Here is a 17,453-nt window from a genome sequence, read left to right on the forward strand (position 1 = left end):
GCTTAAGCCATTACAAAAAAGAAGTTAACCAATAATCATCGGCACTTTGTTTTTGGTAATGAGTTTTGGTAACAGCGAAAGAAGCCAGTGAGAAATGGGGCATTTCAGATCGTCGGATACAGATTTTATGTAAGCAGGCAGGATTATAGGTGCATATCGCTCGGCTGGACATGGTTTATTCCAGAGGATACCGTAAAACTTGTTGATGGACGAATGAAATCAATCTTAAAACTACAGGGAAAATACAGATTGCTGTGTTATCCTTTTTTCGGAGGTATACATTTATGGATATACGAATACTGCTTGTCGAGGATGATGAGCATATTTGCAATGCAGTAAAAGTCTTTTTATCTGGAGCGGGATATAAGGTGGATGCCTGTTTTAACGGGGATGAAGCGTATACCAAATTTTATGATAACACCTATCAGCTTGTCATTCTTGACATCTTGCTGCCGGGAATGAACGGTCATGAGCTTTTAAGGGAGTTCCGTAAGCTGAATAATACGCCAGTTCTGATGATGACCGCTCTTTCCGATGATGAGAATCAAATCAGAGCGTTTGATGCGGAAGCGGACGATTATGTGACTAAGCCGTTCAAGATTCAGCTATTGCTGAAACGTGTGGAGGCGCTGCTCCGTCGCAGCGGTGCGGTAGCAAAGGAAATTCACTATGGCAAGCTGACTCTGTTGCCGGAAGATTTCAAGGTTTTTTATGACGACGAAGAATTACTTTTGACCCTTAAAGAGTTTGAAATCTTAATGCTACTGGTGCAAAAAAACGGAAAAACACTATCTCATGAAGTTATTTTGTCCCGCGTGTGGGGCTACGATTTTGACGGTGATGGCAGCACCGTGCATACTCACATTAAAAACCTACGGGCGAAGCTACCGGATAATATCATCAAAACAGTACGCGGAGTGGGCTACCGATTGGAGGAAACTTCATGAAAAAGAATGGGATATTTGTTAAGACTTTTGCTTATACGATAGTTGCTATGCTGTTGATTGTTTTCGTAACTGCCGCATTGTTTTCAAGTCAATTTTTAACACTGTACAGAGCAGTTGAAAGGGAACAAATAGTAGTGTCCTATCAGCCTTTGGTCAATAGAGTAAAAAATAGTGATTATAACGATATTCCCGCAGCAGCGCAAAGGTTTCGTGATAACAACCAATCATTTGAGTTTTGCATTATAGATGATAATCGCGGCGTGATTTACGCTACGCCGGGTGCTGATACCACGGATAATTTCAATGGTGACTTTTACTATGTGGTGCATAATGATAAAGCCCTCGGTTATTCTGTCGTCGCCCAGACCAGACCGGGATTAACTGCCTTTTACAATGAAATAATTGTGCAGGCATTGGTCGCGTTTGCCATTATACTCGCCCTCTGCCTTGTGTGCGCGTATGTTTTTGCACGGCAGATAACCAGCCCAATTAAGCGACTGGCGGATGACGCCGGGAAAATGACAAGGCTTGAAGATGTACCGCAAAGCCTGCCTATACGCCGGGATGAAGTAGGCGATTTGTCGCGTGACATTCACTTTATGTACGATAAGTTGAAAGATACCATTTCCCGGTTAGAAAATGAAATCCTGCGGGTAAGGGAAATGGAGGAAGCACAGCGATATTTCTTTTCGGCGGCTTCACATGAGCTAAAAACGCCTATTGCGGCAACAAGTATCTTGCTGGAGGGTATGCTCGAAAATGTAGGTGATTACAAAGATCATCCCAAATACCTGCGCGAATGCGTGAAGATGATGGAGGCGCAGGACGATGTGGTTTCCGAGATACTGGAGATTGTCAACCTGAGCGATGGGAAAATCTCTCAAGATCCTGAAAAACTGAAAGTTAGGCAATTAGTGGCTGACATACTGCCTGACTTTCAGATATTAGCTGAAGCAAACGGTCAGTGCATTGTTATGGACATTCCTGACGGACAAAACTGCCTTGTCGATTCTAAAATGCTTCAAAAGGCACTTTCCAATATCATTTTGAACGCAGTACAGAATACGCCTATAGGCGGTGAAATTAGGATATGGAGCGAGCCTGCGGCTAAACAATATCGCCTTTGTATACTAAACACAGATGCAAGGATAGACGCTACAGTTTTGCCTAAGTTATTTGACCCATTCTACCGTATGGATAAAGTGCGGGGGCGGAAAAATGGGCGCAACGGTTTAGGCTTGACCATCGTGCGGAAAACGTTGGAAGTAATGAACATTGAATATGCTTTGGAAAACGTTCCGGATGGCGTTCTATTTTGGATGGATTTGCCAAAGGCATAAATAACACAAGGAGAAAAATAATGAAATCAGAAAACCGAAATAAACTTACAATTGCATTGTTTGTAATATATATGCTGCTGTTGACAGGCGTCATTCTCTTCAAATTACCGTTTTTTTCTTCTGAAATATCAGACGGGATACGAGTAATCAATCTGATTCCATTTCAGGGGTCTTTAGATGACAGCGGAACTATTGATTTTAGAGAAATAAGAGGTAATATACTTATTTTTATCCCTTTAGGTATATATATTTGTATACTAAAAAGCAAATGGCCTTTTATGAAGAAAGTTCTTCCAATTGTTGCTTTGACATTGGCGTTTGAAGCTATACAATTCATTTTCGCAATAGGAAGAAGCGATATTACTGATGTACTTGACAATACGCTTGGAGGGGTAATCGGCATTGGTATTTATGCTTTATTGTTCAAGATTTTCAAAAATAGGACTGTTAAGGTTGTAAATATACTTGCTTTGGTAGTAACTGTATTCGTAGTATTATATTTCGCCTATCTGTTTTATCTCAGCCATTTTGTTATGAGGCGTCTGCACCCCTGATGTTAGCAACCAAGCTTTATCACTTTGATCGACAGGGTTATTCCTGCCGGTCTTTTTTGATTTTCTCCGCTACAGACAAACTACAGGTTGACTACAGGGAAAATACAAATTGCTTTGCCATAATAGGAGCATGACAAACGTAAATGTCTATTTTACGCTATACATAGAATGACTACCGCAATGAAAATGAAAAAACTAATCGCACTCGCTTTAGCACTTTTTCTCGTACTATTATTTCAACCAACTTGCTGGTTGATTGAAATAGGGATATTTGATTAACTTTATTGTCATTGGATCCTGCCATATTCCAACCACCTATACTCCCAAAAATGAAAATCCGAGCTGTATTCCGCAAATAAGTCTTTAAAATTATCATTTTGGGGTATTTATTTTTCTTAGCTTGATGGGTATATGGTGAGACCCTTGTTAGAGCAAATAAAAATACGTAAATTAAATGGTTTTATTAAAAATCAATTGAATTTCATTAATTAAAAGAGAAGAAAACACTACAATTTTTTAAATACATGTATAAGACATACCCAAGTACTAACCTGTAATTTCCAATGAAATCCATTGCAATGTAGTAAGATAGGATGTAACATTTATCAGTATTTAAAAAGTCTAAAATTGTTTAAATGAATTCAATGAGTAGTTAAGAGGAGAATACAATGAATAAAATAAATAGGCTAATGAAACGTAAAACGACTTGGATAATTCTTTTCCTATTCGCATTTATTTATGTAAATAACAGTTCTTTTTTTGCTAAAAGGGACGAGGGGGCTCCTATACTTCTTGCTCACCGAGGACTTTCCCAAACATTTAGCATGGAAGAGATTGAGAGTGATACATGTACAGCAGAACGTATAAATAAACCTGAACACTCTTATTTAGAAAATACAATTCCATCTATGGAAGCTGCATTTAAAGCTGGAGCTGATCTAGTAGAGTTTGATGTTCAACCAACTAAAGATAATAATTTTGTTATTTTTCATGACTGGACGCTTGATTGCCGTACTAATGGTAAAGGCGTTACAAGAGATTTTACAACAAAAGAATTACAAGCACTTGATATTGGATACGGTTATACAGCTGATGGGGGGAAAACATTCCCGTTCCGTGGTAAAGGGATTAATCTTATGCCAACACTCGATGAAGTACTTAACCATTTTCCAAATCGTTCTTTTCTTATTCATATCAAAAGTGATGATGAAAATGAAGGAATACAATTGGCTGCTTATCTTAAGAAACTACCAGTAAAACGCCTTGAGCAACTAACTGTATATGGTGGTGATAAACCAATTGCTGCGATTGAGGAGCGTATCCCTAGTTTACGAACAATGTCAAAAGCAACTATGAAAAAGGATCTTCTTACTTATATTGCGTTAGGGTGGACTGGTTACATGCCATCAAGTCTGAAGCATGGAGAGTTACATATTCCAGACAAAGTAGCTCCTTGGCTTTGGGGATGGCCAAATCGTTTTCTTAATAGAATGGATAAAGCAGATACTCGCGTTATCATTGTAGGTGGAAATGGATTTGGATTTTCCAGTGGATTTGACTCACCCGAAGATATAAAACGTATTCCTGAAGATTATACAGGTGGAATTTGGACAAATCGGATCGATAAAATGGCACCTTTATTTAAGAATAAGTGATGATATAATACTCGAAGTATTCATATGCTGAAAGAATTAATTTATGCTCCCAGAATTGTTTTGTAGAAATAAGTCTTTAACAAAAAAAGAAGAATTTGTGATATATTTTTAAAGTAGTGCACAAGTGCAAAATCACAAAAAAGATCACCTATGAAATTTTGTAGGTGGTCTTTTCATATTTATTAAATAAACTTTGGATTCAATTAGTACAGTTGATTTTTACGTATCTTTAATAGGTAAAACTACATAAAAAAATAAGTGAAAAAGGGGAGGGTTATTTTTCTAAATATAAAGAATCTTTAGCGAAAATTCATAATTATGTTATATAATGATGTTAACAAACCATATTTTAGGCATTACCCCCGATTGTGTAGAATAAAAAATTTTTCGATGAGCTAAAGTATTTGGCTAAAAGAACTTGTAGCGGGGCCTTGCTACAAGTTCTTTTATTTTTTAAGTAAAGGAAAATAAGAAAAAAGAAGGGGACACAAGTATGATTGGAAATTTAAAGAAAGCAGCATTGAATTCGTTAGATGGGAAATGGGGGGTAGGTATAGGAGTATCAGCTTTATTCTATTTTGTACCAACCTTAAGTGCATCAGCAATCGCCTTTTTTATGTATTTAATATTTGTACTGTTTATCGGGATAATTGGTCCTGATGCATTATTTATTTATTCATTAGGTGGGCAACCACAAGTAGATCCGGTAGCACTTGCTGCACTTATTCTAAGTTATATTGGTTTATGGGGGGGATGTTTCCTAATTTACAGTGTCATTCAAGGTATCTTTAATTATGGATATTCTGTTTTTACTTTACACTTAGGGAAACAAGAAGAAGTTAAGGTAGACGATGTATTTTCAGGATTTAAAAAGAAGAATTTGTTTAAATCAATGAAGCTAGGTTTAATGCAAGCTATTTTTATTTTTTTATGGAGCCTATTATTTATTATTCCAGGTATTATTAAATATTTTTCTTATTCCATGTCGTATTACATATTAGTTGAGAATCCTAATTATACAGCAAGTGAAGCATTTAGAGAAAGTAAAAGAATAATGAAAGGACAAAAGTTAAAATTGTTTGTTCTTTGGCTATCATTTATTGGTTGGTTTTTATTAGCTGCATTTATAGGAATGTTTACGTTTAATCTATCATTTATTTTCATTTCTCCTTATTATAATACAACTGTCTCACATTTTTACTTAAATTTAATTAAAAAACAGGATATTGGAGAAGCGAAGGTAAGTATATAAGTAGGAAGAAAGTATGTACAAGGAAAGTGTATACTATCTTGATAGTGGATATGCAATTAAGCATATCCATTTTTAAATATTATATTTAAGACTTAAGCTGCTGGTTCTATCATATTTATCTTGACTTGGGCAAGGATACCGCAAACATGTTGCAAAATCAGAAATTCCCGATATGGGAAACGAATTGGAGGAATCGTTTAAGAAAACATGTGGTTCTATAGCAGTAAAAAATGAGACTCATTGTGGAACACGTGCCACATACCATGCTAGACGAAAACAAATAGAAAATTATAAAACCTTTCAATATATCAGGGAAATCTTTTTATTTGGATATTGCCTTATAATAAAAAAGCCCTTGGATAGGACTAGATGATTTTCTTCATACCACATTGTCGGCATTCTCTTAAGAAGATGAAATTTTTAACGGAACTTTTAAATGCAGTGTTGCCGCAATTATCACAGCGACCACTGTAAGATTTATCAAGACCTAAATCAAAAAAACACTTAAAATACCAATCTCCTAACATATTATACATGACTAATATGTTAGGAGATTTCATTTTGTATAATAGAGTAACATTTAATTAGTTATGTTAAAAACCAAATAGGATAACTTTTCCTAAAAAACTTATTAAGCGCTAGGCATCGGTGTTAGGGTTGCCTTTATACCTTCTTTCTTATATTGTTTGTCGATGTATTCACGAATTTCTAAAGTAGAGGCTCCATTTTGTTTCATTAAAACGGCTTGGAAAGCGATATCTACACAAGCAGCTTGACTCATCGCATGTGATTCCCATGTAACTTCACCGTTCTCTTTAATTTCACGGATAAAACAATCTTTATTGTTTTTATGATCGGAGTTTTCGTCACACCCACAGTAACAAGGAATCCATTTTAAGAGTTCAGTGTCTTTTCCTACCATTCCATAAATTTGAGAGACTTGTCCATTTGTAGTTGATGATAAAAAAGAAGGGAGAGTTTCTATATTAGCTGTTGTTTCTAGAGTATCGCCTTTAAAATGTTCACCTTTGTTTTTTGTTTCTTGTAACTGATTTTGTGTTTTTTCATTCTTAGTAGGTGATGAATCATTAACGGAACTACAGCCAATTAACAGGCTTACTAATAAAACTACAGGTATGATCTTTGACATCATACTGTCTCCTCTCTGTAGAAATTCCTTTATAGGTAATGCTTCGATTTACATATTTTTTATTAATTCTTTTTTGATCTCGTTAATAACATAAACAAAGTAATCATACAAAAAGCAATTAAAGCTAAAAATGGGATTGTGATAAAACCTAGCCAATTAATATAATCAACATTACAAGGGACACCTTGAACGCATGGATTAATTTCTGAAACACCAGGGGTTTTTTGTATTGCATAATGATAAAGTGAAATGCTTCCACCTATAATAGAAATCGGTAATACATATTTTTTAATGATCTTTTCATCATAGAACGTGGCAATTCCTAAAATAATACAGAGCGGATACATCATAATTCGTTGAAACCAACACAATTCACATGGTATGAATCCAAGAATCTCACTGAAAAATAGACTGCCTAGTGTAGCAATCATTGAAACAATCCATGCCATATATAAGGTGTAATTACGCCATTCAAAATTCTTTTTTGTTGTATTCATTATTTCTTTTCCTTCAATGCTTTTTCAATTAAATTTTTGATTTGTTCATAATCATAAGGATCAGATAACATTATTCCATTTACAACAATGCTCGGTGTTTGTTCTACACCGTAATCTTGTGTGAGTTTCTCATCTCTGTTTACTTCTTCTTGTTCTGCTTGTTTTTTCAAATCTTCTTCGAGTTGAGTAGTATTAATACTTGGTGTATGTGTTTTTGCAATTTCTAATAGTTTTTCGGGAGTAATCCATGGAGCATCATGATTTTCTGGCTGTGCGTTAAATAATTCTTTATGGAAGCTCCAATATGCTTGTGGGTCTTGTTTATAAACAGATTCAGCAGCTAAGGCAGACAATTTAGATTCTGTTCCATGGAATAAAACATTCACATATGAAAATTTAACTTTCCCCGTATCGATATAATCTTTTTGAAGCTGTGGGAAGATACGCTCGCCCCAGGCTTTACAAGCTGGACACTTGAAGTCACCAAACTCAATAACAGAGACTGGTGCATCTTCTTTTCCTAAAGTAGGTTGCTTACCGATAGGAGGTAAATCTTTTATCACTTTATTTGTAGCCACTTTTTCTTCTTTATTTAAAACGACGAAAGCTGTAACTGCAGCGAAAATGATTAATGTGGTAATTAACAATAATTTTATGTGAGAGCCTTGTTTTTTCTTCATGTAAACACCTCAAATTTTTAAAGTTTAATAGGAACCTAATAAGAAGTTTTTTAGTTATCGAATTCGTTTAATATCACGGATGATATCCTCATATGGTGTGTTTTGAAGACCTGAATATTTCTTTACAACTTTTCCATCTTTGTCTACGAGATAGAAGCTCGTACCATGTATAACTTGTGAGTTATTTTCTGGTTTGGTTACAAGGGTTTGGAAGTTCTTTTTTGCAAACTTTTCAATGTCTGGCCTTGTATAGCCTGTTAGGAAATGAGTTCTCTTTGTATCCATTTCATAGACCTTCATAAATTCTGTTATTTTTTCAGGTGTGTCTACTTCAGGATCTACACTGAATGATACAAACTCTACATCTTTAATTCCCTCTGCATTCAACATTTTTTGAAGTTTTGCCATATTGGCTGTCATAGGTGGGCAAACAGTTTGACAACTTGTAAAGATAAAATCAGCTACCCAAACCTTTTCTTTTAACTCAGATGAACCAAACTTTTTACCATGTTGATCTGTAAATGTAAACTTTTCTACATCCCAATCGAGTGAATCTCTTAATTTACTATCACTACATGCTCCTAAAATTGTAATTATGGAAATAAGCATAAGTAATCTAATTACACGCATTTTTTTCATATGTATACCCTTTCAAAATATATTTAAGATATGGAGCTACTAGGTAGCCCCGTATCTTATTATTTGTTTCGTAATAAACGCATACTGTTAAGTATGACAATCAGCGCAGCCCCTGTATCACTTAGTACAGCCATCCAAAGAGTAAGCCAACCTGGGAAGATAAAGGCAAGAGCAATGAATTTAATAATTAATGAGAACCATATATTTTGTTTAATGATGTGCAATGCTTTTCGGCTTAGTTTCATTGTATAAGGAAGTTTTTCAAGATTGTCTGCCATCAATACAATATCTGCCGTTTCCATTGCTGTATCAGTTCCTGCACCACCCATGGCAATACCAAGGTTTGCGGTAGCAAGGGCAGGAGCATCATTAATACCATCCCCAATCATAGCTACTGTTTTCCCTTCAGATTGAAGCTGTTTTACAGAATGAACCTTATCTTCTGGAAGTAAGTTAGCAAAATAGCGATCTACTTTTGCTTTCTGTGCAATGTGTTCAGCTGTTCCTTCATTGTCTCCTGTTAACATAACGGTTTCACGAATACCCGCTTGTTTTAATTCTTGAATTGTTCCATAAGTAGTAGAACGAATGGAATCTGCTACTGAAATCATTCCTAAAATAACTTTGTTTGTTCCAACAAGTATCACGGTTTGACCAATTCTTTGCATTTCCCGAATCGGTTCGTTCCACATTTGAAGCGAAACTCCAAACTCTTCATATAATGCTTTATTTCCAGCGTAGTATGTTTCGTCATTTATCGTTACTTGAGCACCTTTTCCTACAATTGCGCGGAAGTCAGTTCCGCTGTGAATAGAAGTTTGATGTTCTTTCGCATAAGCCGTAATTGCTTTTGCAATTGGATGGTTAGAGTATTCTTCAATCGTTGCTGCGATGGATAATAACTCATCTTCAGTACAATCTAAGCTTCGTACATGTATTACTTTTGGCTTTCCTTCGGTCAATGTACCTGTTTTATCAAATGCAATAGCATTTAATGAACCTGCGATTTCCAGAGCGGTACCACCTTTAATGAGTACACCGTTTCTTGCTGCATTTCCAATTGCAGATACAATAGCAACAGGAGTTGAGATAACTAAAGCACAAGGACACGCAACAACAAGAAGTTCTAATCCTTTATAAATCCATTCCATCCATTCGCCCATACCAAGAAGGGGAGGGATAAGCATGACACCAATTGCTAATACAAAAACAATAGGTGTATAGATTTTTGCGAAGCGATCCACAAATGCCTCTGTAGGTGCTTTCTTTTCTTGTGCTTCTTCTACGAGATGAATAATTCGAGATAACGTAGTGTCTTCAACGAGTTTAGTTACTGTAATCTCAAGCGAACCTTCTTCATTAATTGTTCCTGCATATACAAAATCACCAATTTGTTTATCGATTGGGATAGATTCGCCAGTTATCGGTGCTTGGTTTACAGTAGAAGTTCCTCCTATAACTGTGCCGTCCAGTGGGATTTTTTCACCAGGCTTTACAACAATCGTTGTATTCACTGCAATATCATCTACAGATTTTTTTATAAGTTCAGTTCCAACTTTTACCCAAGCTTCTGATGGCGCTAAATCAATTAATCCACGAATGGACTCTCGTGTACGTTCAATTGATTTGTTTTGTAGCGTTGCGCCTAATGCAAATAACCAAACAACGGTTGCGCCTTCTAGCCATTGACCAATTAATGCAGCACCAATAGCAGCCGATATCATGAGAACATTCATATCAAGTGATTTACTTCTGATTGCATAAAAGGCACTTTTGGCAGGTTTATAACCACCAATACCAATGCTTGCCGCATAAAGAAGTGTAATAAGAAGAGTCGATATGTTTGTAAAACTTCCTCCAAATCCTAAAGCTAAAAATAACCCTGAAAGAATCAAAGTTGTATTTTTTGATTTCGAAACAGGTGCAGATCCTCTACGAGTTCCTGCTAAGGAGGCTTCAAATCCTGCATTAGATACTTCTTTAATAATGTCATCTGCATTTCGATTATGACGAATTTGCATTTTTCCTGTAGCGAAATTCACTCGTACTTCCTCAACACCAGATACATTTTGTAGATGTTTTTCGATTGTTAAGGCACAAGCTCCGCAGTCCATACCATCGACCACATATGTTTGTACACCATCTCCTGTTACTTTCTGATTATCACGGGTTGATGGGGATTCGCATGAGCTATCACTACAACATGAAGTTTCTGATGTTACTTCTTCGATTTGTATGGCGGATGCAGAAGAGCAACATGAGGATACCTTTTCTGGTTTAGGTCCACAACAGGATGCAGAAGAGTTATTCTCTGTTTTCACAGTATCAGTGTTACTACTGCAACAGGCATCTTTCTTAGCAACAGGAACAATTGGGATCTCTTTTTTAGAGGAACAACATGATGTTGTTTCCTTTGTTTTTTCTATATTCACAGTATCTTTTTCACTACTACAACATGAAGCCTCCTTAGAAGCCACGAGAACAATTGGAATTTCTTTTTTTGAAGAGCAACATGATGAATTCCCCTTTTGAGCTCCTTCTTTAGTAGGAGTTGATGAAAATTCACTGTGAGAAGAAGTTTGACAGCAGCTCGTTTGTTTTTCTTTCTTATCTGTCATGACAACTTTCTCCCTTTTGAGATAAACATGCATCGTTTTTATCACATGATGCTACCTCGTTTTGAACTTCATGAAATACAACGTCAAACATTGTAAGTAACTGTTCGATTTGGGCATTTCGTAAAGAATAGTAAACATACTTTCCTTCTTGTCTGCCAAAAATAATGCCACATCCTTTTAAACAATTCAGATGTTGGGATATGTTTGATTGATTTCCGTTAATAATTTCTACAATTTCAGATACCGTTTTTTCCCCATCCATCATGCATTGAAGAATCTGAAGCCTTGTTTTATCAGCAAAACCACGGATAAATTTGGCTTTTATATCTAAATCATTTATATTGCACAATTTTATTCACTCCAATCGTATTAGTAATTACTAATATGTTTATTCTTCATTCATATTAGCATTGACTAATATGTGTGTCAAAATAAATTAAAAAAGTCTGAAAAATATCATTTGCTCAATTTTTATCTATGAAGAGCTAAGGATAAATTGGATGAAAATCCCTTGACGTGGAAAAAGGGAATGCTATAATGAATGAAAATATATGAACATATGAACAATTATTCATATGAAAAAACCCGAAAAGTAAGTAATGGGGGTGGATGTGTGTTAGATGTTATTGTAATTGGTGCTGCGCAAGCTGGGTTAAGCATGGGCTACTACTTGAAAAAAGAAGGCTGCGATTTTTTAATCCTTGAGGGAGAAAAAAGAATTGGGGATTCGTGGAGAAACAGGTATGACTCTTTGGTTCTATTTACACCTAAATCATATAGTTCACTGCCAGGGTTGAAATTAGAAGGAGATAAAAATGCGTTTCCTACAAAAGATGAAATTGCAGATTATCTTGAAACATATATTGTTCATTTTTCGTTACCAGTACAGCTGGAAACGACTGTACATAAAGTAGAAAAAATAGAAAGTACATTTGAAGTATCTACCAATAAAGGAGTGTTTCATTCTAAACATGTCATTATCGCATCTGGTGCTTTTCAGAAACCGTTTATTCCTTCAATTTCTCAATACCTCTCACAAGAGGTATTTCAAATCCATTCTTCTCAATATCAATCACCAAAGAAAATTCCGGATGGTCCTGTCCTTGTAATAGGGGGAGGAAACTCTGGTACGCAAATTGCAACTGAGCTTGCAGAGAGTCGAGATGTAACGATTGCTATTAGTCACCCATTTAAATTTCTACCACTCAAAATCATAGGAAAAAGCATTTTTCATTGGTTAGAAAAGATTGGGCTCTTATATGCAGGAACTGATACAAGACGTGGATTGTGGTTTCGAAAACAAAGTGATCCTATTTTTGGTTTTGAATTTAAAAAATTAATTCGTGATGAAAGTGTTGGAGTCAAGCCAAGAGCGATACAAGTACATGAAAGAGAAGTCACCTTCGACGATAACAGTAAGATAAGTGTACAAAATATTATTTGGTCAACAGGTTTTACGCCTGATTACAAATGGATAGATATAAATGGGGTTTTAGATGGAAAAGGTCTTCCTATTCATAACAGAGGTGTTAGTCCAATCCAAGGATTATATTATATTGGATTGCCGTGGCAACATCAAAGGGGATCAGCACTTATTTGTGGAGTGGGGAGGGATGCCGAATTTTTACATTCGGTTATAAAAAAGGGCTTTATAAAAAATAATACAAATAAAATTATTGAATTTAAAAATTAATTTATATCGAGAAAATTTATATTTATAAAATCGAATAAAAAAATTGGTTATTTACTTTATAGCATTGAATTTAGTAGCAACATATACTGGCTATTAAGTTATATGTAAAGGGGGACTGAGAATGAATCAAGAAAATAGATATCCTTACTATAACCACTATGATCATCATCATCACGACCACCACCATCATGATCACCATCATCACCCGTATTATTATGATCAACATTATTATCCGCATTATCAATCATATCATCATAATGGGCATGGACATTATGACCACCATCACCATCATCATAATGGGCATGGTCATTATAATGGTCACGGTCACAGATAAAAAAACAAAGAAAAAGAAAAAGAAAAGACATTTTTCTTTTTCTTTTTCTTTGTTTTATCTAATTACCCAAACATATTGTCCGGGACGCCAATCCCAATGATTTCCATGTTCAAAGTAATGTGCTGGAGCCCAAAACCAAACACCACCAGGAACAGGGCCTGATCCCGTTGGTGGTGGACCTTGATGACCATTTGTTGTAGATAAATCTATCCACACGTTCTGGCCAGGTCGCATATCCCAATGATCGCCATGTTTAAAGTAGTGTTGTGGTAGATAGAACCATTGTCCATTCTGTGTTGGAGGTGGTATTGGTCTCTCATTTTCTGTTAATGGATAATAGTAATTATTATAAGGATAGTTAATTGACATGATATTTTGTACCTTCTTTCCTAAAAAATAAATATTATTTTGAAATACAAACCTTTTTAAAAAACAAGCATAGTATAAATTAGTAAATTAGATTATTGATGATTTCCCCAGTAACCTGGGTGCCAATCCCAGTATGCTTTGTGCCAATCCAAATGTGGTGGATGCCATTTCCATTGACCTGGATGGCATCCCCATGGGTGACAATGACTTGGATACCAATCCCAATGGCCAGAATGATAATCAAGGTGACCTGTGTGATAATCCCAATGGCCAGAATGCCAAGGTGTTGGCGTTTGAGAGTAAATAGGTGCTCTCATACTAATACCTCCTTCATAAGTAATGATTCTTCAGTCAACACATCTTATTTGGTTGTTAATTAATTGGTAATTTGTCTAAATAAAAACGGGCAGTTTATTTAAATATTAAAACACTTAAATGAACTGCCCGTTTTTATAATTTAGCGGATATGAGGAAAGTATGACAGTTATATGGCATGCTTTTTTGAGATTGCAAAAAGGAATTTTAGAGGGTTTTTAATGAATAAATTATTTCCTTCCTAATCTATTTATTTGGTTTAACCTTAGATTAAATGAATATTATATAAATCTAGAAAATTTTAGTTTAGACTTTCTTGTCCCAAACAAGTTCCCAAAATGAAAGTTTAGACTTTCTTGTCTAAACTAAAATCGCATTAACAAACAGGGTGAAGTAGCTACTTTTATGAATTTTGTAGGTACTTTCATGTCCCAGAAAAGAGACATGAAAGTCTAACCTTTTTGAACTAGGGACAAGAAACCTTAAACTACTTAGCTTATAATATAATATCCATATTACATGTATGAAGATGGGACAACAGCAAATGTTGTATCAACAGCTGCTTATTACTAAGTGCCGTATCCATTTAACTTAATAATTAAAAGTAAATCAGATATAGCAGTCGAGGAGAATAAAGTTGGTACAGTAACTCGTGGAACAAACATCTTTATTTATCGTGAAAATCCAAATGGATGGGTGGAATTCTCTTTTGACACTACTGGAGAAAAATACTGGACATTAAAAAGTAAATTAAGTATGTAATTAGAAAGGTCTCTTTCACTAATCATAATCGTTTAGATTGAAATGACATATAATTATGAGACAAGTTTTTTACTTTTTTTAATATAGCTATGTATACCAAAAAAGTTAGAGAATTATTTTCTCTAACTTTTTTGCGCTAGTACTTGAAATTAAAAAGATGGTGGGGTTACTCCAAATATAACAGTGACTTTGTGTAAAGAAATATTTTCCCATTTATGTTTTGCGTATGGTGGGATTTTAACACTATCACCTGGATTAAGAAGTAAAACCTCATCATTTAGATATAGTTTTACTTGTCCTTCCATAACAAATGCTATTTCTTCACCTTTATGTGCCATAGGCTCCATAGAAGAAGCGGTTTGAGGTAACAGATTCATTAAAGCTAATTCCAGTGATCCATCTAAATTAGGTGATAATAACTCATACGAAACATTGCCGCTTTCAGGGAAAGTTATTTTTTTTCTTTGATTAGCTCTTACAACTAATTCTTCTGTATTGGTATCTTCTAAGAAAAAATTAAATAAAGCAATATTTAATGCTGCAGAAATTAGTTTTAGTGTTTGTAAGGATGGATTCGTGATTCCTTTCTCAATCTGACTTAACATGGAAGGTGTTATATCAGCTAATTCAGCTAACCGTTTACTAGTTAATCCAGCACCTTTTCTAAATGCCATAATTTTTTGACCAACATTAATATTGTTCATATACACAATCCCCTTTAAATTAGTGAAATTTATTAAATTAAAATTTATTTTATTTACTTATACTTAACAAATTGTTAATATATACTTAATTATAATAAATTATGATTAATTTTCAAACGTTTATGTCGTTGTAAGAATATTAAATAAGACGAAAACAATTGAAATAGGTTAATTATATTTTGAAGGGGGGTTATAAATAAGTGAAAGTTCAATAGAAACAAAAGAGAAGTTGAAAAAGAGGTTTCCATTGATTCAAAAATTAATTGAAACCGAGGAAGTTATTTTGCTTAATTTAAATAAAAAGAATTTTGAATATTTTATTCAAAATAGCACTTTAACTAAAGTTGATGTTATAGATGCAGAAGATAGATTAAAACGATTTGTTCCATAATAATGCAAAAGTTTTTCTTAAAACACAAGAGGCCAGTGGCATTATTAAATCGTCACTAGTAAATATTAATTCCATGAAACAATATTTGCAAAGAGAATATAAAGAAGCAATACCAGGGAAATTATTATTAAAATGTGATAGTCATCTTCCAATTTCATAATCTATTAAAGCAAGAGGCGGAGTATATGAGGTATTAAAACAAGCCAAAGATTTAGCTTTGAAACATCATTTATTAACTAAACAAAATGATTATTCCGTATTAGATAGTGACAGGTTTAGAGCATTCTTCTCAAATTATTCAATTGCAGTAGGTTTGACTAGAAATTTGGGGTTAAGTATTGGAATTATGAGTATAAAGTTAGGATTCAATATAACTGCCCATATGTCAACTGATGCGAAAACGTGGAAAAAGAATCTACTTAGAAGTAAAGAGATTACTGTTATTGAATATAAAACAGACTATAGTAAAGCGGTAGAAAAAGAAGAATACAAGCTAATAATGTATTCTTAGGTTTTTAAAGGACGTGAAATGAGTATGAAACCAGTTTTAAAATATATAATTATTTCCCTTGTTTTTTCAATAGTAGGGATGTGTTGGGCGCTGTTTGACATCTTTATGTTAGATGCAGACTGGCTATTGATTTGGATAGGTGTATTAATGGTATATCTATCGTTGTATATCGTGATAGGTCTATATAGTAGAAAATCGTACGACTCAAAATTGGCTAAAGTCCTTCTAAAAACAATAATTACAACCTTTAGTTTTGGAGCATTAGGAATATCATTCGGAGTTGTACACATGATATTAGGACCATTGAGCCTTACTTTAATGACATGGTATTGGTTTATAATGCTATTTTTATATTTAATACCCATAATATTATTAGTGATTTTAGTATTGGTAAACTGTAAAAATCATAATTTCCCTGGGGTATATAGTATACTTATACTTGTAAATATACTTCTTACGTTATGGCCGTTATTATGGCCGTTATTTATTACTTTTATGGGATCTGGTATGAATGCAAGTGCAGGATGGTAGCAGCTCCACAGATTATAAAAGGGTTAAAAGAAAAAGGTTATGAACTTGAAGTTTATAACCAGAATAATCATTTTCCAATAAACTTCTGGCATGATAACTGAATATAAAAAATATGTATTAGTTCAAAGAAACTCAGAATGGAATTGGCAATTTATATATGGTTTATATATTCGTAAGAACGTGTTTAGATAAATAGATGAAAACACGCTCTTTTTACTGTGTTTTTTTTTCGTTAGAAATTGAAGTTCCTACTTTCAGGTTTTTGTACAACAATTGTAGAAAGACCTGAAAGTAGGAACTAATTTTTTAGCGTACTATGTTTAATTACCAATAAATCTAGTTCATTTAGTCCCCACTTTCTTTTCCGTATATTGTGACATGAAAGTGGGGACTTCTTAATATGAAGACACCAAAGTGGTTACTTTGTAAAAATAGCAAATACTAAATAAATGTGAAGTGTAAATTCAAATCTATATTAGTAACAAAAAACATTTATGAAGCATCTACTTTC

The 17,453-nt window shown here is 34.4% G+C and carries 17 protein-coding genes and 3 pseudogenes; 10 read left to right on the forward strand and 10 right to left on the reverse strand.

The annotated features are described in order from the left end of the window. The first annotated feature begins 284 nt into the window (after positions 1-284). From MKY38_RS27285 to MKY38_RS27305, 5 genes are all read left to right on the forward strand, one after another. Entirely contained in the window at positions 285-947 is a 663-nt protein-coding gene (locus MKY38_RS27285; protein WP_341050639.1) for a response regulator transcription factor, read from the forward strand. Further along, positions 944-2,287: a sensor histidine kinase gene (locus MKY38_RS27290; protein ID WP_341050643.1), complete on the forward strand. Its 1,344-nt coding sequence runs from the start codon at positions 944-946 to the stop codon at positions 2,285-2,287. The genes MKY38_RS27285 and MKY38_RS27290 overlap by 4 nt, the downstream gene beginning before the upstream one ends. Before the next feature lie 20 nt (positions 2,288-2,307). Then, positions 2,308-2,841: a VanZ family protein gene (locus MKY38_RS27295; RefSeq protein WP_341050646.1), complete on the forward strand. Its 534-nt coding sequence runs from the start codon at positions 2,308-2,310 to the stop codon at positions 2,839-2,841. A 668-nt stretch (positions 2,842-3,509) separates the two neighbouring features. Next, entirely contained in the window at positions 3,510-4,496 is a 987-nt protein-coding gene (locus tag MKY38_RS27300) for a glycerophosphodiester phosphodiesterase family protein (protein ID WP_137072187.1), read from the forward strand. Between the two features lie 493 nt (positions 4,497-4,989). Further along, positions 4,990-5,748, forward strand: a complete 759-nt coding sequence (locus tag MKY38_RS27305; RefSeq protein ID WP_137072185.1) for a DUF975 family protein — start codon at positions 4,990-4,992, stop codon at positions 5,746-5,748. A gap of 365 nt (positions 5,749-6,113) precedes the next feature. Here MKY38_RS27305 and MKY38_RS27310 read toward each other — a convergent pair. The 7 genes and pseudogenes from MKY38_RS27310 to MKY38_RS27340 all read right to left on the reverse strand — a co-directional run. Further along, positions 6,114-6,215 (reverse strand): annotated as a pseudogene (locus MKY38_RS27310) (hypothetical protein); the annotation flags it as partial. Positions 6,216-6,379: 164 nt separating this feature from the next. Next, entirely contained in the window at positions 6,380-6,898 is a 519-nt protein-coding gene (locus tag MKY38_RS27315) for a PCYCGC motif-containing (lipo)protein (protein WP_098149774.1), read from the reverse strand. Between the two features lie 62 nt (positions 6,899-6,960). After that, the gene (locus MKY38_RS27320; RefSeq protein ID WP_137072183.1) at positions 6,961-7,398 is read right to left on the reverse strand and encodes a disulfide oxidoreductase; all 438 of its coding nucleotides are present in this window, start codon (positions 7,396-7,398) and stop codon (positions 6,961-6,963) included. After that, positions 7,395-8,075, reverse strand: coding sequence for a DsbA family protein (locus tag MKY38_RS27325; protein ID WP_137072181.1), 681 nt, complete (start codon positions 8,073-8,075; stop codon positions 7,395-7,397). Before MKY38_RS27325 ends, MKY38_RS27320 begins: the two co-directional genes overlap by 4 nt. Positions 8,076-8,129: 54 nt before the next feature. Then, on the reverse strand, positions 8,130-8,714 hold the full coding sequence (locus MKY38_RS27330; protein ID WP_137072179.1) for an SCO family protein: 585 nt from the start codon (positions 8,712-8,714) through the stop codon (positions 8,130-8,132). 59 nt (positions 8,715-8,773) lie between these two features. Then, positions 8,774-11,332, reverse strand: a complete 2,559-nt coding sequence (locus MKY38_RS27335) for a heavy metal translocating P-type ATPase (RefSeq protein ID WP_341050659.1) — start codon at positions 11,330-11,332, stop codon at positions 8,774-8,776. Further along, a complete protein-coding gene (locus tag MKY38_RS27340) occupies positions 11,322-11,681 on the reverse strand; it encodes an ArsR/SmtB family transcription factor (RefSeq protein ID WP_137072175.1) in 360 nt (119 codons plus the stop codon). The genes MKY38_RS27335 and MKY38_RS27340 overlap by 11 nt, the downstream gene beginning before the upstream one ends. A 264-nt stretch (positions 11,682-11,945) precedes the next feature. On the opposite strand from MKY38_RS27340, the gene MKY38_RS27345 reads away from it, so the two are divergent. Together MKY38_RS27345 and MKY38_RS27350 are read left to right on the forward strand one after the other, a co-directional pair. Continuing rightward, positions 11,946-13,025 (forward strand): flavin-containing monooxygenase, encoded by a 1,080-nt coding sequence (locus MKY38_RS27345; RefSeq protein WP_137072173.1) that lies wholly within the window; start codon positions 11,946-11,948, stop codon positions 13,023-13,025. A 121-nt stretch (positions 13,026-13,146) separates the two neighbouring features. Continuing rightward, entirely contained in the window at positions 13,147-13,359 is a 213-nt protein-coding gene (locus MKY38_RS27350; protein ID WP_137072172.1) for a hypothetical protein, read from the forward strand. Positions 13,360-13,413: 54 nt separating this feature from the next. Here the strand turns inward: MKY38_RS27350 and MKY38_RS27355 are convergent, their stop codons facing one another. Continuing rightward, entirely contained in the window at positions 13,414-13,593 is a 180-nt protein-coding gene (locus MKY38_RS27355) for a hypothetical protein (protein WP_240515228.1), read from the reverse strand. A gap of 227 nt (positions 13,594-13,820) precedes the next feature. Continuing rightward, positions 13,821-14,045: a hypothetical protein gene (locus tag MKY38_RS27360; RefSeq protein WP_200462643.1), complete on the reverse strand. Its 225-nt coding sequence runs from the start codon at positions 14,043-14,045 to the stop codon at positions 13,821-13,823. A 508-nt stretch (positions 14,046-14,553) separates the two neighbouring features. On the opposite strand from MKY38_RS27360, the pseudogene MKY38_RS27365 reads away from it, so the two are divergent. Then, positions 14,554-14,805: pseudogene (locus MKY38_RS27365) on the forward strand (S-layer homology domain-containing protein); the annotation flags it as partial. A gap of 149 nt (positions 14,806-14,954) precedes the next feature. Here MKY38_RS27365 and MKY38_RS27370 read toward each other — a convergent pair. Next, positions 14,955-15,509 (reverse strand): helix-turn-helix domain-containing protein, encoded by a 555-nt coding sequence (locus MKY38_RS27370; RefSeq protein WP_137072166.1) that lies wholly within the window; start codon positions 15,507-15,509, stop codon positions 14,955-14,957. Between the two features lie 211 nt (positions 15,510-15,720). On the opposite strand from MKY38_RS27370, the pseudogene MKY38_RS27375 reads away from it, so the two are divergent. Together MKY38_RS27375 and MKY38_RS27380 are read left to right on the forward strand one after the other, a co-directional pair. Beyond that, a pseudogene (locus tag MKY38_RS27375) lies at positions 15,721-16,381 on the forward strand (D-serine ammonia-lyase); the annotation flags it as partial. A gap of 54 nt (positions 16,382-16,435) precedes the next feature. Further along, positions 16,436-16,942, forward strand: coding sequence for a DUF3902 family protein (locus MKY38_RS27380; protein WP_137072162.1), 507 nt, complete (start codon positions 16,436-16,438; stop codon positions 16,940-16,942). Positions 16,943-17,453 lie beyond the last annotated feature (511 nt).

This window comes from Bacillus sp. FSL R5-0585 (genome assembly GCF_038004545.1).
GTDB classification, from domain to species: Bacteria; Bacillota; Bacilli; order Bacillales; family Bacillaceae_G; genus Bacillus_A; species Bacillus_A cereus.